This window comes from Thermococcus sp. MV11 (assembly GCF_012027285.1).
Lineage (GTDB): Archaea > Methanobacteriota_B > Thermococci > Thermococcales > Thermococcaceae > Thermococcus > Thermococcus cleftensis.
In genome coordinates this window covers 238,004-260,701 of record NZ_SNUD01000001.1, presented here as the reverse complement: position 1 = coordinate 260,701, position 22,698 = coordinate 238,004, and the positions used below count along the sequence as shown (strand labels likewise).

Sequence of the window (22,698 nt, the reverse complement as noted above, 5' to 3'; positions counted from 1 at the left end):
AATGGAGGTTTATCCCGCGATAGACCTGATGGGCGGAAAAGCGGTGAGGCTCTACAGAGGGAGGAGGGAGGAAGTCAGGGTCTACGGCGAGCCAGTTGAGATAGCGGAGCGGTTCGCCGAGCTCGTGGACAAAATCCACATAGTCGACCTGGACGGGGCCTTTGAAGGCTTTCCCCGAAACCTCGACGTTGTCAGGGAGATAATCGAGGAGACCGGGCTGAGGGTTCAGCTCGGTGGGGGCCTCAGGAGCTATGAAGCCATCGCCAAGGCCTACGAAATCGGCGTGGAGAACGCCATACTCGGAACGAAGGCCCTCGACTTGCGTTTCCTTGAGAGGATAACCGAGGAGTTTGAAGGCATAACGGTCAGCCTCGACTCGCGGAACGGAAGGGTAGCCGTGAGGGGCTGGCTTGAGAGTGGAATGGAAGTCAAAGAAGCCTACGAAACGCTGAAACCCTACGTGGACCGCTTTATTTACACCTCCGTTGAGAGGGACGGCACGCTGACGGGAATAGAGGAAATCGAGAGGTTCTGGCAAAGCGGGGAGTTCATCTACGCCGGGGGAGTTTCGAGCGCCGAAGACGTGAGAAAGCTTGCGAAAATCGGCTTTTCGGGGGTCGTGGTCGGAAAGGCCCTGTACGAGAGAAAGCTCGCCCTTGAGGAGCTTCTGGAGGTGGCAAAATGCTGGCCAAGCGAATAATAGCGGCCCTGGACATAAAGGACGGAAGGGTCGTCAAGGGGATAAAGTTCAGGAACATACGCGACGCCGGCGACCCGGTCGAGCTGGCGAAACGCTACGAGGCGGAGGGAATAGACGAGATAGTCTTCCTCGATATAACGGCGTCGTACGAAAGGAGAAAAATCCTGCTCGGGCTGGTCGAGAGGATAGCCGGGGAGATATACGTCCCCTTCACGGTCGGCGGCGGCATAAGGGCTGTTGAGGAGGCGAGGGAGATAATCAAGCGGGGGGCGGATAAGGTTTTCATCAACACGGCGGCGGTTGAAAGGCCGGAACTGGTGAGGGAGATTGCCGAGATAGTCGGCACCGCCAACCTCGTGGTGGCAATCGACGCCAGGTGGAACGGCTCCTTCTGGGAGGTCTACACCCACGGCGGAAGGAAGCCGAGGGGAATTGATGCGGTCGAGTGGGCGAGAAGGGTTGAGGGGCTGGGCGCGGGCGAGATACTGCTCACGAGCATGGACACCGACGGAACGAAGGAGGGCTTCGACATAGCCCTGACGAGGGCCGTCGCGGAGGCGGTTGATATACCGGTCATAGCCTCTGGCGGAGCTGGAAAACCGGAGCACTTCTACGAGGCCTTTAAGGCTGGGGCTGAAGCGGCTCTTGCGGCTTCAATCTTCCACTACGGGGAATACACCGTCGGCGAGCTGAAGGGGTACCTAGCCGAGAGGGGAGTCCCCGTGAGGCTGGACTACTGAGGTGGTAGCATGGAGGAGCTAATCGAGAAGGTTGACTGGGAGAAGAACAACGGTATCGTCCCCGTTGTGGTTCAGGACACGAAGGGGGAAGTCCTAACGCTCGCGTACATGGACAGGGAAGCCCTCAGGAAAACCCTTGAGACCGGCTACGCCCACTACTACTCCCGCTCGCAGGGAAGAATCCGCATGAAGGGCGAGGTGAGCGGGAACGTCCAGAGGGTGAAGGAAGTCCGGATAGACTGCGACAGCGATGCCCTGCTCCTGATAGTCGAGCAGAGAGGTGCCGCATGTCACACGGGAAACTACTCCTGCTTCTACCGTAAGCTCGGCGAGCCGGAGAGGGTTCTCCCAGTGGACTACTCCCTGACAATCCTGCGGGAGCTTGAAGAGCTGATAAAGGCGCGGAAACAAAAGCCCGTCGAAGGCTCCTACACCTCAAGGCTGTTCGAGGAAGGACGGGAGAGGATATACAAGAAGTTCGGCGAGGAAGCTATTGAGGTTCTCGTTGCCGAAACGAAAGACCGGCTGATCTACGAGACGGCCGACATGCTCTACCACCTGCTTGTTTTGCTGGTTTACAACGACGTTGCCCTCGGTGAGGTGATGGCAGAGCTGAGGAGGCGGAGGGGATGAGGATTAGAGAGCTCGTGAAGTCGTTCGAGCCGTACCGCGTTGAAGAAGGGGACTACCCCGTAAGGCTCGACAAGAACGAGAGCCCCTACGACCTTCCCAACTGGGTGAAGGAGGAAATCTTTGAGGAGCTGAGGGAGCTTTCCTTCAACCGCTACCCGCACATAACCTCGATGCCCGCCAGGGAGGCCATAGCGGACTTTTACGGCCTCTCGCCGGAGAACGTTGCGGTCGGAAACGGGGGGGACGAGCTGATAAGCTATCTCGTCAGGCTCTTCGAGGGAGGCTATGTAGTCACGACACCGCCGACCTTCAGCATGTACTACTTCTACGCAAAGCTGAACGGAATTCCCGTCCTGGAGGTGCCCCTGAGGGAGGACTTCACGATAGACGGCGACGCCATAGCGGAAAAGGCCGGAAATGCGAGTGTTGTCTTCATAGCCTCGCCCAACAATCCCACAGGCAACCTCCAGCCGGAGGAGGAGATAGTGAAAGTCCTCGACACGGGGACGGCGGTGGTTCTCGATGAGGCCTACGCGGAGTTCGCCGGAAAAACCCTCTGGAGGCTCATCGAGGAGTACCCCAACCTGATTGTGCTTAGAACCTTCTCCAAGGCCTTCAGCCTGGCCGGGGTGAGGGCGGGCTATCTTCTAGCGAACGGGGAAACCGTTGATGCCCTCTACCGGGTGAAGTCGCCCTTCAGCGTCGGGGTAATGACCATGGCGGCGGTGAAGGTCGTGCTCAGGCACTACGACCTCGTTGAGAGGCGCGTGGCGAAGATCATCGAGGAGAGGGAGCGGATAAGGAGGGCCTTCCGGGAGTTCACGTATCCAAGCGACGCGAACTTTCTCCTGATGAGACTGAACGCCTACGAGTTCCTTCTGGGGAAGGGCATAGCCGTCAGAAAGCTCGCGGGGAGGCTCGACGGCCACATACGGGTCACCGTCGGAAGGAAATGGGAGAACCGGAAGCTGATCGAAGCCCTCAGGGAGTTTCTGGAGGTGAGGGAATGTGGGTAGTTTTCGACGTTGACGGCGTGCTGATAGACGTGGGGGAAAGCTACGATGTCGCGACCAGGCTCACGGCGGAGTACTTCCTCAGGCTGTTCGGGGTCGAGAGGGAGATAAAACTCGAGTGGGTCCGGGAGCTCAGGAGGAAGGGCTCCTTCGGAGACGATTTCAAGGTCAGCGAGGCCCTGATACTCTTCGCCCTTTCAGGAAGGGCCGAAGAGCTCATCGAGGAGTTCCCGGAGGGGGGAACGATAGAGTGGGTTCGGGAGAGATTCGGGTTCCAGGTCTTCGGCGGGAGCATCGAGCGGGTCTTCAACACCTTCTACCTAGGGAGGGAGTATCCGGGGAGGCTCTTTGACTTCCCGGGGCTGTGGAAACGGGAGAGGCCGATTGTGAGAAGAAACCTCTTGGAGGAAGCGTCGGCCCGCTTCAAACTCGGGGTCGTCACCGGAAGGAGCGCCCTTGAGATGAAGCTGGCGGAGCGGGTAATCGGCTTCCGCTTTGAGAACGTCGTTACAAGGGAGAGCTATCTCAAACCGGACCCCCGGGCACTGTGGGAGCTCGTGAAGGGCGAAAGGGGAGTTTACGTGGGGGATACAGTCAACGACGGTCTTTTCATAGAGAACTACCGGAGGAGATACGGAAGAGAATTCGGCTTCGTCATGGTGGGGCGGGACGTGAGGGACGTGAACGAGTTCCTGGAGGAACTGCTGGAGGGGGAACAAACTTAAAAACCCCACCGAAAAGCTCCAACCATGCTCTACCTTGAGATACTCGGAAATCTGCCCGAGATGGCAAGGGACGAGGTAAAGGCCATGCTGGAGCTGGCCGGCGGAGAGATAGTTAATCAGGATTATCTTTTCCTCAAGATAAACGCCGATGAGGGGGCTTTTCCCTACCTTGACCGCCTTGGTCTAGCCCATGAATACGGCATACTTATGGTGGAGGCCGACTCGGTGGAGGAGCTTCTAGATAAGGCCAGGGAGGTCGAGTGGCCAATAAGAGGAACCTTCAAGGTGGACACCGAGACGATGGCCAACTGCCGGCACAGCGTTCTTGACCTACCCAGAAAGCTCGGCGCGGTGATACACGCCCAGGGGTTCAAGGTGAACCTCTCAAGGCCCGACACGCTCGTGAGGGTCTACTGCGGCGAGAGGCTTTACGCGGGGATAAGGCTCAGGTTTTTCGATCCCAAGGACTTTGAAAAGAGGAAGGCCCATCACAGGCCCTTCTTCAGGCCGATCTCGCTCCACCCGAGGGTTTCCAGGGCGCTGGTGAACCTCACTAAGGCGAGGAGGGAACTCCTCGACCCCATGATGGGCGCCGGTGGTATTTTGATGGAGGCTGGCCTTCTCGGCCTGAAGGTCTACGGGGTTGATATAAGGCCGGAGATGGTGGAAGGCGCGGAGATGAACCTGCGGCACTACGGGATAAGGGACTACGTCCTGAAGCTCGGCGACGCAACGAGGCTGGGGGAGCTGTTCGATAAAAATTTCGAGGCGGTAGCAACCGACCCACCCTACGGAACGTCAGCGACCCTCGCGGGCAGGAAGAGGGACGAGCTTTACCAGAAGGTGCTGGAGAGCATCTATGAAGTGCTCGAAGACGGCGGAAGGCTGGCGATAGCGTTTCCAGCGGACTTCGACGGAAAGGCCGAGGCCGAGAGGATAGGCTTCAAAACGCTCGGCAGATACTACCAGAGGGTGCACAAGAGCCTGGAGAGGTACTTCTACGTCTTCGAGAAGGAGTGAAATGGGATTTCGTTCTTTGATGTTTCGTGAGGGGTCTTCTGATGGCCATATCGTGAAGCAAATGATACCACCACTCAAGTGCAGAAGTCTGGCGAGACGTTGCCCGTAGCATGCCGAGGAGATTTGGCACCGACCGATTTTCCTTTCTAAAAATAAAGCTCTGTTCACCCTTATCCCATAGAGGACGGAATTTGAAGGGCTCTCCCCAAGAATCCAAGCTCCCCAAGCAGAATACCTTCTGTGATTATCCCTGGAGTGGTAAGTCCCATACAGATGCATACGTTTTCCAAAGCGCCGGGAACAACGCCTCTTCAGCACGACAGGAGGATTTCGGGACAGATTAGATAGTAAAGGAGCCCTGCTTCTGGCTTTAATGGCTCTTGGAGGCGTTAACAGATGACAATTCCAAAACAGAAGGTTTCGATTTTCCCATCGTGTGAGACATTGGCCGAAAATGCCGAACCAGTGAAAAGAAAAATGGAGGTCTCTCCGCAGTTTTTGTGCCGGCTTTATAAATAGAATGCGGTGACACGAGTTTTTAGAACAAGGTTTAAATAGCGGTGAAGAAAAAACTTAAAATCGAGAACCCGGGGAATTCCCGGAGCGTTTCCGTAGAACAGTGTTGTGTGGAAAGAACCGCCTTGGTAGTGTTAGCGATGCCGATACGGCGAGTTTCCGTAGAACAGTGTTGTGTGGAAAGAGGCCGCTTATGCTAAGGGTGTAGGTCGTAGTATCGGGTGTTTCCGTAGAACAGTGTTGTGTGGAAAGTTCTGCTAAGCTGATTGGGATGAGCACTTCGGCGAGTTTCCGTAGAACAGTGTTGTGTGGAAAGATCAGGAACAGGCCTGCCAGGAACATGAAAAACAGGCGTTTCCGTAGAACAGAGCTGTATGGAAAGTAGTGTTACTCGTAACCAGCGTGTGGATTGTTGAGGTTCCGCCCCGGTTCCCTAAAGCTAGCGCGCGGAAGCCGGCTCTCACGCCGGGTTGGCATTACTGACATTTTCTTCATGTTTTATGTTTAGTACCGCGACCGGTATGGGAGTGAAACTTACAAGCGGTTCAAAATCTTTATAAGTGCCAGTGTTGTTTATCACTCTGTTAGCGTTCCAGGGTGTGCATAATGCGGCTGAAAATAACCCTCGAGGGCAACAATGGGGTGCCATATCAGCCCAACAAGCACGCTGTCCAGGGGTTCATCTACAACATGTTGAAGGACACGGAGTATGGAAAACGCCACGACGAGCCGAGGTTTAAGTTCTTCACGTTCTCGGACTTCTTCAGGGACAGGGAGGGGAGGCTGACCTTCCTCGTGTCTTCTCCGGAGAGGGGCTTCATAGAGACACTTTACTCGAACATCAGGGGTAGGGACCACATCTACATCGGCAAGCACCAGCTGGCGCTGGTCGAGATCAAGAAGTTCAAAGTGCCCCTCCGGAGGAGATTTCAAACGGGCTCCCCGGTGGTAATCTACCGCAACGCCCAGGAGAACGAGTACTTCAAGTTCCACGCCCACCACGATTTGCGTTTCTTTGTGGAACGCCTTAAGGACAACGCGGAAAGGAAGTACAACGCGTTCTACGGCGAGGACTTTGCCCTCGACGGCCCCTTGTTCGACAGGATAATTCCAAAGCTCAGGAACAACGGGAAGCTCGACGTTTACGTCAAGGTCGTTAAGAACGGTGTCCCCTTCCCGGTAATCGGCTCCAACTGGGAGCTCCTTGAAAAGGAAAGAATAGGGCCGCACGAGAGAAAGTTTTACCGCTTCCTCATGGACGCCGGACTGGGGGAGAAGAACAGCCTCGGCTTCGGGTTTTTGAACCCTGTCAAGGGGTGATTAAATGCTCGACGCGTACCTCAAAAACGGGGAGCTGTTTCTGAGGGAGGAGGAAATCCAGGAGATAAACGAGGAGACCGTCAAAGAGCACTACCTCCTCCCATTGCGGGAGATGGTCGTCAATCTCGTCCCCGTGGATTCCGAGAGCGACGCCATAGCGGTCCTCCGAGCCTTCGGCTTCAGCCTCCCAAAGAGCGACAGCAAGGTCAAGATACTTCAGGCCCTGACCGGGGAGAAGGCATCATCGGGAGTGTGCTCCATCTGTGGGCGGAAGACCAAGGTTGTGAGCAACAAATCCTACATATTCCCCTTTGAGAGAAAGGTCGATTCGGTGGTGAACGAGGGCAACAGGCTCCACTTCTGCATGGAACACGCTTTCAAGCTCTACTCGGCAATGGCGTACCTATACACTGTGCCAATACGGAAGTCACAGACCGGGGACTGGCTCGCCCTCCGGTTCTTCTTCGACGCCCCCGAGGAGCAACTCCTTGAGATGAACAGGGTGTTCCACGATTTCTGGGCCGATAGGCTCGAAATAGAGGAAAAGAGGGGCAAGAGAACCGCCTATTCCGTGAAAGTTAGGCTGGAGCTGAGCAAGTATCACCCGAACGAGGCGTTCTTCGCGATCCTCCACAGCTTCGTCAAGCACCTGCGCGATGTGGATATGCTGGAGGAGACCGAGAAGCTGGCGGAATCGGTGGACGTACACGTGTTCCACGGCGCCGGCCAGTTCTACGGGTACCGCACGCTTAGGGGTTCGACCTTCGAGAGGCTCATCAGGTTCGTTGACTCGATCCAGAGGACAGGAAGGGCCACCAGATGGGGGGACAGGCACCTTCAGAGCCTGGACTCCGCGGTGGTTATGTTCTACGAGTCACTCGGGATACCCCGCGGGAAGAGGGACAGGTCAAAGGACTACCTGGAGAGGGAGCGGTTCTTTGAGGGCCTGCTCTCCGGCAACTTCGATTTCGTTCTTTTGAACCGGATATTCATGGAGAGGGTCAGGCACGATTTGCCCCTCCCGCCGTATTACTACACCTGGGCACACTCCTATCTGGAGGCCTTTGGGGGTGGTGTTGTGGACCTCAAGACGTTTGAGCAGGTGAACGGGCTGGGCTACAGCCTCGGGAAGAAGATGAAGGGGACAAACCTCGAGCGCTATCAGTGGGAGCTCTTCAGGGCCAGGGGCTTCGAGGAGTTCCTCAACAAGCTCGTCGAACTCCAGGCCAAGCTGGAGGAAAGCCTCGACCTGAGGCCAATTTACGAAAACGAAAGGGAGTGGAAGGTCGTGAAGGCCATACTCCTGAACGGCATGCTCAACGCCCTTCACGGGGCCGATAGAAAATCTGCCCCCGACAACTCGAAGGAGGGTGGGGAATGAAGGCGATGGAAGTTGTTACCCTGACCAAGGTTGAGGGAGCGAACTTAAACTCGAACGGGACGGAGGGGGTCATATCTGTCCTCAAGAAGGTCCGCGATCCGGTTGATGGAAAGGAGTACGTAAGGGTGAGCGGTCAGAGCGTTAAGTACCACCTGAGACAACTCCTCAAAGAGCTCGGCTGGGAGCTGAGCCAGGTCGTGCCGAAGAGCGAAGGTGGCCAGAAGGTAATAGTGTCGCTCGGAGAGCCCCAGAAATACATAGATGACGACGTCTTCGGTTACATGATAGCCAAGAAGGTCGATGGGAAGAACGCCACGCTTAGGAGAACCGCGGTCGTTAGAACCAACGGCATGATATCGCTCTTCCCCTACCAGGAGGACAGGGACTTCGGGGTCCGCTACGACCCGAGCGGGGACAACCACAACATATACGAGACCGAGATAACCACGAACATCATGCGCGGCAACTTCTTCATTGAGCTGGACAGGCTGGGCGTTTTCAAGGAAGGCCTTGAGGTTCCAAAGCTTGATGGCCTTGAGGCAAAGAAGGTCAAGGACGCCACCGGCAAAGAGGTGGCCCTCTACGTTTTACCGAAGGAGGAGCGCGAGAGGAGATTGAGGGCCCTCCTTAAGGCTATAATGATGTATCACGGCGGGGCGAAGCTCAGCAACTTCTTTACGAAGGTCTACCCCGAGATCATGGTGGTAGCCCTGCTGAAGCACAAGATACCCGTCATCGGCGATGCACTGCGCGTCAAGGAGGGCTACGTTGATGGAAAGCTCGTCCTCGACGTGGAGAGGCTGAGGGAGACGGTTGAGACCTTCCAGGACAACATCGAGAGGCTCTACATCGGACTCTTCGAGAGCCGCTTCGCCAACGTGGACGAGCTGAGGAAAGCTTTCGAGGGAATTGACAGCGTGGAAATACTGAGCATGAAGGACCTCATGGGCAGGATTGAAAACATAGCACTCGGTGAGTGACGTGCTCGGCCTGGTGGTTGATGTCAGGCCCCTGCAGGCCCACTTCAGGATACCCTACAACTCCCTCCTGCTGGACAGCTACCCCTTCCCGCCGAGGACAACGGCCATAGGAATGCTCGCCGGGGCAATGGGCCTCCCGGAGGAGGGCTTCAGGAGACTGCTCGGGGAGCTACGCTACGGCGTCATCATCGAAGACCCCGGTTCGAGGGCTGAAGAGACAGCGGTGATATTCAAGAGCCAGAGCTCGCCCCTGTATCCAATAACGAAGGTGCTCCTCCACAGGCCCCGGTACAGGTTATTCTTCGCCGGCGACGAGGAGACTATCGAGAGGGCACACGATGCCCTGCTCGACCCGGTCTTCGTTCCCTATCTCGGCGACAGCGAGAGCCTGTTCTATCCAGCGGGCGGGGAGTACGTCAGGCTGGTCGAAGTCAAAGAAGGCAAGGAAACAATCCTGAGGAGCCTCGTGCCAGCGGACGAGTACGAGAGGGGCGCGAGGTTTACCGTCCTCAAAAGGAACAACCTCTTCCCGAGGGATTACAGGATGCCGGTCGGGTTCACCTACCGCGGAAAAACCAGGAGGGCAGTCTACAGGAACGTGGTGGCCTTCGCAGGAGGTTTCGTCGAGCTGGCCAACCCGGTGGACGTTCTGCTCTTCGACGGGGAGCCGGTCTTCACGTTCTGAGTAACACCGCTCCAGGATTTCTCTTTTTCTACCGGTTTTTACAACTGAAAACGCGATGACAACGATTTGATTTTGGAAAGTGTGGCTAACTAGCCTTTATCACCTCCAAAATCCCCAAAACGGGTATTTGAAACCTGTGTGAGAAATTTATCGAAAGGTTTTACACATGTGAAACAAAATCGGAATCCGGGGAAAGGTGTAGCTCCAGACGGCAAAGGGGCCACAAAGAGCGGAGTTTAGATGGTAAAGCGGATTCAGAGCGGGGCCAAATCCAATTCTACTGGAGAATACCGGATTAACTCAGATAAAAAGGTTTTCGATTTTTTAATCAGGGATAAAAAGTCCAAAGATCCTTCTGTATGGGAAACGGGAGCTTTAACGCCTTTTTCATTTCGTGTGTCGGATTTATAAACCAACTGCGTTGCCACAGGTTTCCAAGACAAAGTTTAAATAGGAGTTGAAAAACCAGATATTTTGAGGATCCGGGAAAGTTGCCCGAGGGTTTCCGTAGGACAGAATTGTGTGGAAAGTAGTTTGTTGCTCCAGTCCTTCATGTATCGCCGAGCGTTTCCGTAGGACAGAATTGTGTGGAAAGAACTCAAAAATATGAACCCGCGCTCTGCAATCGTGAGTTTCCGTAGGACAGAATTGTGTGGAAAGAAGACACGGTTTCCAAGGTCTGGGATACGGTGAAGACCGTTTCCGTAGGACAGAATTGTGTGGAAAGGGGGTGTTACGCGGGTCCTTCCCAATGGGACCCGGCTGTTTCCGTAGGACAGAATTGTGTGGAAAGACGGGTCAGGCTCTGACAGGCGTCACGGTGAGCGAGAAGTTTCCGTAGGACAGAATTGTGTGGAAAGATGTAACTCCGAATCCTCCTACGAGCCCTCTGCGGGCGTTTCCGTAGGACAGAATTGTGTGGAAAGTCATCTCAACAAAACTAACATCACCCTCATATACAACTGTTTCCGTAGGACAGAATTGTGTGGAAAGCGGGTCTTCTCAGCCCACTCAAGGTCGCGGAAGTCTAGAGTTTCCGTAGGACAGAATTGTGTGGAAAGTCGTTGTTCACACCCTCGGCCTTTGCTTTGAGGGCCTGTTTCCGTAGGACAGAATTGTGTGGAAAGAAGAAAAAGCGCGAGCTCAACGAGGAAATCCTCAAAGAGTTTCCGTAGGACAGAATTGTGTGGAAAGAACACTACTGTCACGCGCCTCACGCCTGACTGACGTGGTTTCCGTAGGACAGAATTGTGTGGAAAGATGTAGATGCTGATGCTCCTAATGTGGACGTATGAGAGTTTCCGTAGGACAGAATTGTGTGGAAAGAACGTCTTCATAAACTCCTCGATCGTATCAGTCAAAGTTTCCGTAGGACAGAATTGTGTGGAAAGATCCTAACCTCATTATCCCCAACAGTCCAGGCACTGGGTGTTTCCGTAGGACAGAATTGTGTGGAAAGACAAGATTCGCCTTGCTGCGGTGATTCAGAACCTCAGTGTTTCCGTAGGACAGAATTGTGTGGAAAGTCGATGAGTATGAGCTGTTGCGGTTGCTTTTGAAATACAGTTTCCGTAGGACAGAATTGTGCTAGGCCTCTCGGCGTTTTCTTTTCTTTTGCTACGTGCCCAACGGCCCGAACAGCGCCTGTGGGTGATCCCATGAAGCGTCCGGTTTACATAACCCAGATGGGCGTCCTTGAAAGGAGGGGCAACACGCTCTTCATCGAAAACGAGAACGGAAAGAGGGCCATACCCATAAACTCCACCAGCGAGATACACTGCTTCAAGCCCGTCAGCCTGACGAGCGGGGCGATAAAGCTTCTCTCCGAAAAGAACGTCCCGGTTCACTTCTACAACAAGTACGGCTACTACCGGGGTTCATACATGCCGGTTGAGGGACAGGTGAGCGGTACGGTTGTGGTGAAGCAGGCGGAGCACTACCTCGATACCGAGAAGAGGCTCTACATAGCGCGACAGTTCCTCGAGGGGATAAAGGCCTCGATGATTGCCTTCCTCAGCTCCCGGCGGGCGGAGCGGAGCACGATAGAGGGAACGGAGGTTGAAGGGGACAGCCCCGCGGAACTGATGGGCGTCGAGAGTCGGCTCTGGAAGGAGTTCTATTCGACCTATGCTACCCTGCTCAAGCACTTCGAATTCGACGAAAGGAACCGACGGCCACCCAGGGACGAGGTGAACGCCCTCATAAGCCTCGGCAACTCCGTTCTCTACACCGTCGCCCTCTCCGAGATAAGAAAAACCTACCTCCACCCGGCCATCAGCTACCTCCACGAACCCCTTGAGAGGCGCTATTCTCTGGCCCTCGACCTCGCGGACATCTTCAAGCCGATAACGGTCTTCCGCGTCATACTCCGGCTCGTCAACAGGAGGCAGATACGGGAGGAACACTTCAGCAGGGACGTCGGCGTGATGCTGAACCGTGAGGGCCTGAAGGTCTTTCTGGGCGAGCTGAACAGCGAGCTTGACAGGAAAGTCCTCCACCCGAGGTTCAAAAGGAAGGTGTCCGTACGCTACATGGTACGGCTCGAGGGCTACTCACTCGTCAAGCACCTCCTCGGGGACAGGAGGTATCAATCCCTGCGGGCGTGGTGGTGATGTACGTAATAGTAGTCTACGACGTTGACGTGAAGAGGGTCGCGAGGGTTCACCGCTTTCTGAGGACCCACCTCCACTGGCGCCAGAACAGCGTCTTCGAAGGTGAGGTGAGCAGAGCCCAGCTCTACGAGATAAAGAGAACGCTCGAGGACATCGTGGAGAACGGTGACTCCGTGCTAATCTACGAGCTTCCCAACGGCAGGTTCAACCTCCACGTCATCGGTGTGGACAAAAGCCCCGCGGGGGAGATAATTTGAGGATCACGGGGGTTATGGTTCAGTACTACTTCACCTGCGAGCGGGAGCTGTGGTTCTTCTCAAGGGGGCTTCAGTTCGACTTTGAGAACGAGGACATACTTATCGGCAGGCTCATTCACGGGGAGTCGTACGAGAGGGGCTGGAAGGAGGTTATTCTGGGCGACGTCAAGCTCGACGTCGTCATCGAGGGGGACGGCGTTGAGGTGGTTGAGGTCAAGAAGAGCTCAAAGCTCGAAGAACCAGCGAGGTGGCAGTTGAAGTATTATCTCTACCTGCTGAAGAAAGCCGGAACGGAGGCCAGGGGGGTTATAGCGTATCCCCGGGAGGGAAAACGGGAGGAAGTGGTGTTATCGGAGGAGGACGTCGCCATCATCGAGGGGGCCATCTCGGACATCGAAAGGATTATAGCCCTTGAGACCCCTCCAAGGGCAGAGAGGAAACCGTACTGCAGAAGATGCGCCTACAGGGACTTCTGCTGGGTGTGAGTGATGGAGTGGAATGAGCTGGTTGAACTCATGAAAAGGAAGATGGCAAAACCCAACCGGAGCCTTTACGAGCATTCCACGGGCGTTGAGAGGATTGCGCGCGAGCTCCTCCGGAGGATACCGCACGATGAGGCGCTCGATGATTGTCTCACCCGGCACGCGTTCCTGCACGACGTCGGAAAGCTCGACGACAGGTTCCAGGCGAAGCTTGAGGGGAAACTACGAAGGGCACCGCCCCACGCTTACCTCGGGATTGAACTCGCCTCCCGCTTTCTTGACTGTCCCGAGCCATGCAGGACGGTGGCGCTGGCCTCGATCCTGACGCACCACTCCGACCTCCACTCAGCGCTCTACAGAGATGAGATACACGGAGGGGTCGGTCTTGTAGTTGATGACGTTCCCATCTCCAGCCCGGCCGATACGGCTAAGGACGTCCGGAACTGGCTCGTAGCGGGAAGGCTGGCGAGGAAGTACGGCTTTACCGGACCAGAGGGAGAGGTGAGGCTGAGGTCCCTCTACACGCTCTTCAACGGCCTCCTGAGGGTTTCGGACTGGCTCGACAGCGCGGGCCTCTCGGCTGACTCGTACCACCTCAGGAGCGGGAGCGAAGTGCGGAAGAGGGTGGTTGAGTACCTGTCCTCCAGGGGTTTCTCCCTCAGGCCATACCAGAGGGAGGTTCTGGGGAAGGGGGGCGGCTACTTCAGGCTTCCCACAGGCGACGGGAAAACCGAGACGAGCCTGCTGGCAACGCCCGACGATTCCGCGAAGGTCGTCTACTCCCTTCCCACGATAACCACGACGGAGGCCATGAGGAAACGTTTCGAGGCAGTTTTTGGGGCCGACAGGGTTTCCTTTGCCCACGGCATGCTGTTCCTCAGCCTCTACCATCGGGGTGCACTTGAGGAGAGGCTCCTCCACCGCTACGCCATGAGGCCCGTCTTCGTTTCGACCATCGATCAGATCCTCCTGGCGTTCCTGAACTACCCGCGATTTTCCGTCAGGGAGTTCGCGCTCAGGGGAGCGCACTGGATAATCGACGAGATCCACGCGTACACGCCCTTCACGCTCTCCCTTATCCTCGATGGCATCGAGTATGCCCTCAAGTATCTGGGCACCAAAGTTACGGTAATGTCCGCCACCTTGCCCGCCCCGCTGAAGGAGGAACTCGAAAAGCGGGGTCTGAAGGAACTCCTGCCTGAGGAACGGGTGGCTTCAAGGTACCGTTCACGCAGGAGGGTTAGGATAAAGGTTGGGGAGGGGAGCCTTTTCAACGCCGTCGATGAAATCTGCCGGGAGAATGGAAAGGTTCTGGTCGTTGCCAACACCGTTGGCAGGGCAAGGAGGCTTTATGAGGAGTTGAGGAAAAGGAGAGATGACGTTTACCTCTTCCACTCGCGCTTCATAAACAGGGATAGGAGGCGGAAGATGGAACTGGTGGAGTCCATCGGGAGTGGAATCCTCGTGGCGACGCAGGTTGTGGAGGTTTCGCTTGACATAGACTACGACATCATGTACACTGAGGTAGCTCCTATAGACGCGTTGATACAGCGCCTTGGCAGGGTGAACCGGAGGGGAAGAAAGGAGGGAGTTGCCTATATCTTCGAGCCGGAGGGGAGCAAAAAACACCTTCCCTACAACGAGAAGGCGTTCGACGAGTCCCTCAACCTTGTGGGGGAGCTAGAAGGTGCGGAAAGCGAGCTTGAGCTTCTGAGACTGAACGACCGCTTTTACAGCTCGATATGGGACGAGTACGAGAGGGAGCTTAAGAAAAGGTTCCTCTGGAGGAGCAGGGACGGGTTAAGGAGGATAACAAAGTGGTCGAAGGGCGAGAAGCTACTCTCCACGCGGGACACGTTCATCAGCCTGCCGGCGGTTCCAAGGCCGTACCTGGAGAAGGCGCTGGAACTCGCCTCCAGCTGGGAGGACATGACCGAGAGGGAGCGTCTAGACGCGGCGGTTTATGTCATAGAGCACACACTCAACGTCCCCATCTGGATACTGAACAGGGCAAGAACCCACAGCGGAGACCTTTACGACAGGTTCGGGGTCTTTGGGATAGAGATGGACTACGATCCGGAGGTCGGCCTTAAGGAGGAAAAGACGGGACTGATCATGTTCTAGACTGCAGAGCCTCTAAAGCCACCACGTACGACTCCAAAGCGGTTCCAAAGGTCATTGCCTTTCCAGTATTTTGAACGTTTTCTTTTTTATCTGCTCTGGGGAACCAACCGCTGGCTTAAGTCTTAGTGCCCCTGTATGCAAGTTTGATCAAGGTGCCCCGGTGCAGGATAAAAAAGAAAGCTCAATCCTCAAGCCATATCTCCAGCCTCTGCTTTCCCCTTCCAAGGCTGGAGCGCTTGAACTTCTTGAGGTGGCCTATCTCCATTATGTCCCTCACGTGCGTCCCACCGCAGGGAATGATTTCGAAGTCCCTTATCTGGGTGTAGCGGGTCTCTCCTTCCCACCATATCCTCACTTCTCCTCCCTCGTCGACGAGCCGGTTGAAGGTCTCTATAATCTGCTCCTTCCACTGGTTCACGTTCTCGGGGTAAAGTATGTCGTATCTGCCCTTCTCGACGCTCATTCCGCTTCCGTAGAGCTTCCACTCGCCCGGCAGGACGAGGTTCAGCACGTGCTCAAGCAGGTGCATCGCGCTGTGAATTCTCATGAGCCTGTACCTGTAGTCCCAGTCTATCTTCAGCTCGACCTCATCGTTAGGCTTGAACCTCTCGGGTTCAGCCACCACGTGCCAGACGTTGCCTGCATCGTCCTTGTAGACATCGAGAACATCAACGCCGTTTATCGTCCCCCTGTCGTGGGGCTGGCCGCCGCCGGTCGGGTAGAAGATGGTCTGGTCAAGGAGGAGGGCGTTGTCCCTCACTTCCAGAACCTTGGCACTGGCCTCCCTCAGGTAGGCATCCTCGTAGTAGAGCTTCCTCGTCATTGAGACCACCACATAAAAGTGGGAGCGCTCCTTTAAATGGGTATCGAAACGGGGAAGGAAATGGGAGAAAAGGAAGCTCAGCGCTTCTTCCAGAAGGCTATCGCCAGGGCTATGATGAGCACCGCGGCTATGGCTGCGACCATCTTCTGTGTGTCACTCATTCCTCCGTTCGCCCCTTCGGCCGGCAGGGTGTACCTTACGGTGGCGCTGGTGTAGTTGGCGAGGAGGGCCTTAACGTCCTCCGGCTGGGCGCCGTAGCGTATGTAAACGTTCGAGGTGATTTTTAGGGTGTTGCCTTCCCTAACCACGGTCATGGTAAAGCGGTTGCCCTTCAGCTCGCGGCTTATGTTGGAGGGTATCTCCAGGAAGTCGCCGCCGTCCGAGAGGTTGAGGGTGAGGTAGAGGGTGTTGTTCACCTCGTACTCGCTCCTTGAAGTCAGGCTATCGGCCATTCCGAGGGTGGGGTCGAAGGTGTAGACGTAGGAGCCGTTCTCGTACCGGGTGAAGTTCCTAAGGGTGTACTCGGCGTCGATGACGAGGGGCGCCGTGGTCTCGTTGAGCCCGAGAATGGTGACCTTGCCCCCGTCCACTATGGCACCCTGGTAGCCGAGGGCCAGGGAGTAGGTCCTCAGTATGTACTCCGTCACGTTCTGGACGCCGTAGGAGACTATCTCCGCCTTCCTGGCGATGACGTCCCTGAGGGGTTCAACGTACTCGTCCTTCATGTGAAGCCTTACGGTGCCGTTGGCGTAGATGTCGAGGGTGACGTACTCGTTGGTTATGCTCTTCTCGTAGTGCTCGACTCCCTCGTAGGGGGTCTTGTAGCGAATGTAATAGTCGTTGTAGTCACCAAAGAGCGCCTTGTAGCCGTCGGGGGTTAGCCAGGGCTCGAGGTAGATGTAGGAGCGCACGACGACGGTGTTTCCATCGGCACTCGACTCGACCGCAAAGCGGCTCTGGTTGTACTGCTTGACGAAGGGCTTGGGGTAGCTGAGCAGAGTCGCATTGGGCGGGAGGACAACTATGAAGGTGTTGTTGGCCTCTATGCCGAAGGGGAAGCCGGTGTCGGGAACCATCATCGAGCCGTAGCCCCTCGTGGGGTCCACCCAGAGCTCCCAGTAGTGGTCGTAGGAGTAGTACTTGGCGTAGTCCAGGGCTATCGCGTTGAAGACGAGGGTTATGTTGTTGCCCTCCTCTATGCCGTAGGACTTCATGCTCTCGTTCACAAGCTTGACCCCGGCCTGGGTGAGGCCCTGAATGTACCTGGCGAGCTGCTCCTGCTCGAACTTCTTTATGGCTTCCTCTAGCGTCATGTTGCCGTTCTGGGTCTCGTTGAGTATGCTCTCTATCTGCTTGTCTATTTCCTCCTTCGGCCCCAGCCAGACGCTGGTCATGGTTATGTTGGCGCTGCCGTTGGGCAGGAGGACTATCTTGAAGGTGAAGTCCTGCTTGTAAACCTGAACCTCCTCGGCCGAAACAAAGCCCGGGCCAACGAAGGACGCCAGGAGAATCGTGGCGAAAATGACCGCAAGGACTCTTTTCATTACACATTACCTCCATTCTACCTGTGCTGGTAGTTAGCGCCACCTTGGGGTATTTAACTTTATCCCAGAGAGGCCAGAAGAGAGCCAGCCAACACAGGGAAAAATTAGAGGACAGAGAGTTCAGCTCGTCCACTTGGAAAAGTCCAGTTCTCCTTCCGTCTTGGCAACAATGGTCGTTCCTGCCAGGTCGCCGGTGACGTTCACCATCGTCCTGCCCATGTCAAGGATTGCGTCGATTCCGAGTATCATGGCATATGCCAGGGCAACAGGACTTCCAGCCGTGAGGTCGAGACCGACGCTCTGGAGAACCATGGCGAGCATTATGGCTCCCGCACCCGGAACACCAGCGGTTCCGATCGAGGCCAGAACCGCCGTGAGAACGACCACGAGCTGCTGCTCGAGCGTCAGCGGCTGGCCTATTGCGTTCGCAACGAAGAGCACGGTGACACCCTGGTAGAGCGCGGTTCCGTCCATGTTTATCGTCGCACCGAGGGGCAGCGTGAAGGAGAATATTCCCTTCCCAACGCCCATCTCTTCCTCGGCAACGTGCATCGTAACCGGTAGCGTTCCGCTGGAACTCCGGGTAACAAAAGCAGTAATCATGGCGTCCTTGGCCTTCTTGAGGAACTTAAGCGGGTCGATGCCGAAGACCTTGAGCAGGACGCCGTAGACGAGGAGAATCTGGAGGATCAGACCGAGGTAAACCGCTACGACGACCTTGACAAGCGGTCCGGCGACGTTCGGGCCGAACTGGCCGATGACGTAGTAAATCAGGGCAAAGACACCTATTGGAGCGTACTGCATGACGCCGGCGACTATCTTGTACATCGCCTCGGCGGAGGCGTCCATAGCTCTGAAAAGCGTCTCGGCTGAGCTCCTGATCCTTTCATCTTCACTGTTCACGAGGTAGCTGATAGCTATTCCAAAGACTATGGCGAAGAATATAGTGGGCAGGACCTGGCCGCTTGAAAGTGCTGCGAAGGGGTTAGTTGGGACGATGTTTAGGAGTGTCTGGACGAGAGACGGGGCCTCCGCCCCTATGGCCTTTCCAGCGTCGGTTCCAAGGTGTATCCCGGTTCCAGGTTTAAAGATGTTGCCCATCAGCAGTCCAAAGAACACCGCAAAGGCCGAGGTCACTAGGTAGTAGAAGATTATCTTGACGCCAACCCTTCCGAGCCGCGCTGGGTTGATGCTGGCGGCGCCGACTACCAGTGAGAACAGTATTATGGGCATCACTAGCATCTTCAGGAGTCTCACAAAGAGGTCTCCGAGCGGTTTTAAGGTTGCTGAATACCCTGGGAGCAGTATACCAAAGATAACACCCAGTACGAGCCCAGCGAGGATCTTGTGGAGCACGGGGATTTCAAGATATGCTCTTAGTGCACCCCTTCCCATTGGTTTCACCCCTCCAAGAATGACATCGAAATAGCTTCAATAGCGACATTATATTAACTTTTGCCAAAGAAGATTGGAGAAGTGACAAAAAATTGTGGAGAAGTTAGAGAAATCTGAGAGAAACGTCGCCGTGAAGCACCCGCACTCTACCCCCCGGCGTTTCGAGAACCAGCGCACCGTCCACATCTATGTCCACAGCCCTGCCAACGAGTTCTGCTTTATCATCGATTATCCTGACTTCCTTCCCAAGGATAATACTCCTCTCCTTCAGCGCGGATACTATCTCACCGTCTCGTCCATTGAGAAAGAGTCCGTACCAGTGATCGAGATTCCCAACGAGGGTGTGGAAGACCTCTGACAGGGAAACCTCGCGGCCAAGGATCTCCCTCATCGAGGTCGCCATTTTCCTGAGCTCCTCGGGGATGGCGTTGTTCACGTTGAGGCCGATTCCCAGTATACTGTACTCCCCGGCCTTTCCCTCGGTCAGTATTCCAGATATCTTCCTGCCCCCCGCCCACACATCGTTGGGCCACTTTATCCCGGACTCTATTCCAAAGTCCGCGAGCGTATCGACGACCGCCAGCGCCCCGACGAAGACGAGCCGCGGATCCACTCTGGGAGGCTTGAGAACGACGCTGAGCCACAGGCCGCCCTCGGGGGAGGTCCAGTTCCTTCCCCTCCTGCCCCTCCCAGCGGTCTGCCGCTTCGCCACGACAACCGTTCCCTCCGGGACATTCTGGGCAATTCGCTTCGCGTACTCGTTGGTGGAGTCAACCTCGTCCAGGGTTATGAGCTTTCTTCCGATGATGCGTTCCATTTCCACCACCAAAGCGATTTCCATGGACTCCTTAAACAACCTTCGCCCAAAAACCTTAAATCCTCAAAGAATATATCACTCCCGGTGATTAGTATGGACGCGTACCAGAGCGTTGGGGTAAGGAGGAGAATGAGGCGCTTCTTCCGGAGGGACGGAAGGGCACTTATCTTTGCGATGGACCACGGCTTTGAGCACGGGCCGACGGACTTCGAGGAGCACTGGGAGCACGTTAATCCGAAGATTATCATAAAAAAGGTCGTCAGAGCCGGAATCGACGGCGTCATGATGCTTCCGGGCCTCGCGAGAATGGCGGGCGATGAGGTGAAGCCCAACGTCGGTCTGATGATCAAGCTCACCAGCAAGACCAACCTCCGTCCCAAGGACGACCAGCTCCTCCAGAGCCAGCTCGGCTATGTCGAGGACGCGATAAAGCTGGGCGCCGATGCGGTAGCGGCGACCGTTTACTGGGGTTCCCCACAGGAAGACGTCATGATGCGCCAGTTCGCCGAGATAGCGAGCTACGCCCACGACCTGGGCTTCCCGGTCGTCCAGTTCGCCTACCCGCGCGGACCGTACATAAACGAGAAGTACGGCAGGAAAGAGGACTACCGCGTCGTCATGTACGGCGCGAGGGCGGCCGTCGAGAGCGGGGCAGACATGATAAAGACCTACTGGACCGGCTCGAGGGAGACCTTCGCCAAGGTCGTTGATGCCGCCGCCGGCGTTCCGGTTCTCCTCAGCGGAGGGGCGAAGACCGAAAACCCAGTTGACTTCCTCAACCTCGTCTGGGAGGTCATAGAGGCCGGTGGCGCCGGGGCGGTCGTTGGCAGGAACATCTTCCAGCGCGAGAACCCGGAGCCCTTCATAAAGGCCCTCCTCCGCGTCGTCCACCGCAACGAGGACCCGGAGGAAGCGGCGAAAGCCGAGGGGCTTCTCTGATTTCAGTTATTTCGACTTTTGCCGATGTTCTTTTCTCCTTTCGCCGCAATCCTTTTAAGGCCAGGGCTTTGTACCGTCTCACAACGGAACCGAAGGGGTGACCAACATGGCCAGGGTTGAAATCATAGACACCACCTTCCGGGACGCCCACCAGTCCCTCATAGCGACGAGAATGACAACCGACGACATGCTGGCGATAGCCGAGAAGATGGACAGGATCGGCTTCTACTCCATGGAGGTCTGGGGAGGGGCCACCTTTGACGTCTGCATACGCTACCTCAACGAGGACCCCTGGGAGCGGTTGAGGCTCCTCAGGGAGCACATCAGGAAGACCAAGCTTCAGATGCTCCTCCGCGGCCAGAACGTCGTGGGTTACAGGCACTATCCAGATGACGTGGTCGAGAAGTTCGTCGAGCTGGCCCACAGGAACGGGATCGACATCTTCCGCGTCTTTGATGCACTCAACGACGTCAGGAACATGGAGGTTGCGATAAGGAAGGCCAAGGAAGTTGGGGCGGAGGTTCAGGGAGCCATCGCTTACACCACCGGAAAGATCTTCACGCTCGAGTACTACCTGGGAAAGGTCGAGGAGCTGTTGGCTCTCGACGTCGATGTAATCACGATCAAGGACATGGCGGCCCTGCTCACCCCCAGGAGGGCCTATGAACTGGTCAGGGAGATAAAAGAGCGCTATGGCGTCCCCGTCAATGTCCACACCCACTCGACCACTGGAATGGCGGTCGCGACCTACCTCAAGGCAGTCGAAGCTGGAGCGGACTACATAGACACCGCGATAAGCCCGCTCGCCTTCGGAACGGCCCAGCCGGGCATACAGACCATCTGGCACGCCCTGCCGGAAGCGGTTGGGAGTCACCTTGACAGGGATCTGATACACGAGGTCTCGCGCTACCTGAAGAAACTGCTGGAAGAGAAGTACTCCGGTCTGCTCCACAAGGAGACACTGATGGTGAACCCCTACGTGCTCAAGTACCAGGTCCCCGGGGGCATGTACTCCAACCTAATCTCCCAGCTGAAGGAGATGAAAGCTCTAGACCGGCTTCAGGAGGTTCTCGAGGAGATTCCGCGCGTCAGGGAGGACCTCGGGTGGCCGCCACTGGTGACGCCGACCAGCCAGATAGTCGGGACGCAGGCGGTTCTGAACGTCCTCTTCGGCAGGTACAAGAGGATAACGGAGGAGGTCAAGAACTACATAAGGGGCCTCTACGGCAGGCCGCCGGGAGAGATAAACCCCGAACTCAGGAGGCGCGTCCTCGGCGACGAGGAGCCGATAACCGAAAGGCCCGGAAGCCTGCTCAGGCCCGGGCTGGAGGAGTGCAGGAGAAAGCTTGAGGAGCTCGGCTACCTGGAGAGAGAGGAGGACGTTCTGACATACTGCCTCTTCCCGCAGGTGGCGCTTGAGTTCTTCAGGGCCAGAAGGGAGGGCAAGAGAAAGCCGAGACTCCCGAAGACGGTTCAGAGGTTCAAGCTCTACGTGAACGGCGTCGAGTTCGAGGTCGGCGTTGAGGGAGTTGACCTGAGCGCGCTCAGATACCTGCCCCAGGTGGCCGGGGTTCCGACTCCACCCAGCGCTCCGAAAACAGCACCTGCTCCTGCGCCCGTTGCTGCCCCCGCTCCTGCTCCGGTTGCTCCAGCAGCAGCGCCCGCCCTGGCCAGTGAGGGTGCCGTAACGGCTCCAATGCCGGGCAAGATTCTTAGAATACTCGTCAAGGAGGGCGAGCAGGTCAAGACCGGCCAGGGGTTGGTCGTCCTCGAGGCAATGAAGATGGAGAACGAGATTCCCGCTCCAAAGAACGGAGTGGTCAAGAAGATCCTCGTCAAGGAAGGCGACACCGTCGACACCGGACAAGCACTAATAGAGCTTGAATGAAGCCTTCTCCCAGCTTCTTTTCTTTCTATCACCCTCTTAAAATACTTTCACTGGGAATCCGGACGTGATTTCTAACGGTTAGTTCAAAAACGGAATACCTTCAG

Annotated in this window: 20 protein-coding genes and 2 CRISPR repeat arrays; of the genes, 16 read left to right on the top strand and 4 right to left on the bottom strand. The window is 56.2% G+C overall.

Annotated elements, in window-relative coordinates:
* Position 1 precedes the first annotated feature (1 nt).
* From hisA to cas3, 14 genes are all read left to right on the top strand, one after another.
* Entirely contained in the window at positions 2–700 is a 699-nt protein-coding gene (gene hisA, locus E3E27_RS01395) for a 1-(5-phosphoribosyl)-5-((5-phosphoribosylamino)methylideneamino)imidazole-4-carboxamide isomerase (RefSeq protein WP_167773189.1), read from the top strand.
* A complete protein-coding gene (gene hisF / locus E3E27_RS01390) occupies positions 682–1,440 on the top strand; it encodes an imidazole glycerol phosphate synthase subunit HisF (RefSeq protein WP_167773188.1) in 759 nt (252 codons plus the stop codon). Before hisA ends, hisF begins: the two co-directional genes overlap by 19 nt.
* Positions 1,441–1,449: 9 nt before the next feature.
* Positions 1,450–2,073 (top strand): bifunctional phosphoribosyl-AMP cyclohydrolase/phosphoribosyl-ATP diphosphatase HisIE, encoded by a 624-nt coding sequence (gene hisIE, locus E3E27_RS01385; protein WP_167773187.1) that lies wholly within the window; start codon positions 1,450–1,452, stop codon positions 2,071–2,073.
* Positions 2,070–3,089 (top strand): histidinol-phosphate transaminase, encoded by a 1,020-nt coding sequence (gene hisC, locus E3E27_RS01380; RefSeq protein WP_167773186.1) that lies wholly within the window; start codon positions 2,070–2,072, stop codon positions 3,087–3,089. The genes hisIE and hisC overlap by 4 nt, the downstream gene beginning before the upstream one ends.
* A complete protein-coding gene (locus E3E27_RS01375) occupies positions 3,080–3,811 on the top strand; it encodes an HAD family hydrolase (RefSeq protein ID WP_167773185.1) in 732 nt (243 codons plus the stop codon). Before hisC ends, E3E27_RS01375 begins: the two co-directional genes overlap by 10 nt.
* 24 nt (positions 3,812–3,835) lie before the next feature.
* Positions 3,836–4,831 carry a TIGR01177 family methyltransferase gene (locus E3E27_RS01370; RefSeq protein ID WP_167773184.1) on the top strand — a complete coding sequence of 332 codons (996 nt, stop codon included), beginning with the start codon at positions 3,836–3,838 and terminating at the stop codon, positions 4,829–4,831.
* 603 nt (positions 4,832–5,434) lie between these two features.
* Positions 5,435–5,729: a CRISPR direct-repeat array (repeat unit 29 nt; unit sequence GTTTCCGTAGAACAGTGTTGTGTGGAAAG).
* A gap of 224 nt (positions 5,730–5,953) precedes the next feature.
* On the top strand, positions 5,954–6,667 hold the full coding sequence (cas6, locus tag E3E27_RS01365; protein ID WP_167773183.1) for a CRISPR-associated endoribonuclease Cas6: 714 nt from the start codon (positions 5,954–5,956) through the stop codon (positions 6,665–6,667).
* A gap of 4 nt (positions 6,668–6,671) precedes the next feature.
* Positions 6,672–8,048, top strand: a complete 1,377-nt coding sequence (locus E3E27_RS01360) for a hypothetical protein (protein ID WP_167773182.1) — start codon at positions 6,672–6,674, stop codon at positions 8,046–8,048.
* Complete coding sequence (gene cas7i, locus E3E27_RS01355; protein WP_167773181.1) at positions 8,045–9,028, top strand: type I-B CRISPR-associated protein Cas7/Cst2/DevR; 984 nt, start codon at positions 8,045–8,047, stop codon at positions 9,026–9,028. Before E3E27_RS01360 ends, cas7i begins: the two co-directional genes overlap by 4 nt.
* A gap of 1 nt (position 9,029) precedes the next feature.
* Positions 9,030–9,713, top strand: a complete 684-nt coding sequence (gene cas5 / locus E3E27_RS01350) for a CRISPR-associated protein Cas5 (protein WP_167773180.1) — start codon at positions 9,030–9,032, stop codon at positions 9,711–9,713.
* A 501-nt stretch (positions 9,714–10,214) separates the two neighbouring features.
* Positions 10,215–11,307: a CRISPR direct-repeat array (repeat unit 29 nt; unit sequence GTTTCCGTAGGACAGAATTGTGTGGAAAG).
* Between the two features lie 64 nt (positions 11,308–11,371).
* Complete coding sequence (gene cas1b / locus E3E27_RS01345; protein WP_167773179.1) at positions 11,372–12,325, top strand: type I-B CRISPR-associated endonuclease Cas1b; 954 nt, start codon at positions 11,372–11,374, stop codon at positions 12,323–12,325.
* A complete protein-coding gene (gene cas2, locus E3E27_RS01340; protein ID WP_167773178.1) occupies positions 12,325–12,582 on the top strand; it encodes a CRISPR-associated endonuclease Cas2 in 258 nt (85 codons plus the stop codon). Before cas1b ends, cas2 begins: the two co-directional genes overlap by 1 nt.
* A complete protein-coding gene (gene cas4, locus E3E27_RS01335; protein WP_167773177.1) occupies positions 12,579–13,067 on the top strand; it encodes a CRISPR-associated protein Cas4 in 489 nt (162 codons plus the stop codon). The genes cas2 and cas4 overlap by 4 nt, the downstream gene beginning before the upstream one ends.
* Positions 13,068–13,070: 3 nt before the next feature.
* A complete protein-coding gene (gene cas3, locus E3E27_RS01330; RefSeq protein ID WP_167773176.1) occupies positions 13,071–15,188 on the top strand; it encodes a CRISPR-associated helicase Cas3' in 2,118 nt (705 codons plus the stop codon).
* Positions 15,189–15,369: 181 nt separating this feature from the next.
* Here cas3 and E3E27_RS01325 read toward each other — a convergent pair whose 3' ends face one another.
* The 4 genes from E3E27_RS01325 to E3E27_RS01310 all read right to left on the bottom strand — a co-directional run bounded on the left by E3E27_RS01325 (position 15,370) and on the right by E3E27_RS01310 (position 19,767).
* Positions 15,370–16,011: an alanyl-tRNA editing protein gene (locus E3E27_RS01325; protein ID WP_167773674.1), complete on the bottom strand. Its 642-nt coding sequence runs from the start codon at positions 16,009–16,011 to the stop codon at positions 15,370–15,372.
* Between the two features lie 77 nt (positions 16,012–16,088).
* Positions 16,089–17,555, bottom strand: coding sequence for an exodeoxyribonuclease VII small subunit (locus tag E3E27_RS01320; RefSeq protein ID WP_167773175.1), 1,467 nt, complete (start codon positions 17,553–17,555; stop codon positions 16,089–16,091).
* A 120-nt stretch (positions 17,556–17,675) separates the two neighbouring features.
* Positions 17,676–18,950 (bottom strand): dicarboxylate/amino acid:cation symporter, encoded by a 1,275-nt coding sequence (locus E3E27_RS01315; RefSeq protein WP_167773174.1) that lies wholly within the window; start codon positions 18,948–18,950, stop codon positions 17,676–17,678.
* Between the two features lie 103 nt (positions 18,951–19,053).
* Positions 19,054–19,767, bottom strand: a complete 714-nt coding sequence (locus tag E3E27_RS01310; protein ID WP_167773673.1) for a biotin--[acetyl-CoA-carboxylase] ligase — start codon at positions 19,765–19,767, stop codon at positions 19,054–19,056.
* Between the two features lie 93 nt (positions 19,768–19,860).
* On the opposite strand from E3E27_RS01310, the gene fba reads away from it, so the two are divergent.
* Positions 19,861–20,706, top strand: coding sequence for a class I fructose-bisphosphate aldolase (fba, locus tag E3E27_RS01305; protein ID WP_167773672.1), 846 nt, complete (start codon positions 19,861–19,863; stop codon positions 20,704–20,706).
* Positions 20,707–20,812: 106 nt separating this feature from the next.
* A complete protein-coding gene (locus E3E27_RS01300; RefSeq protein WP_167773173.1) occupies positions 20,813–22,594 on the top strand; it encodes a pyruvate/oxaloacetate carboxyltransferase in 1,782 nt (593 codons plus the stop codon).
* Positions 22,595–22,698: the final 104 nt, after the last annotated feature.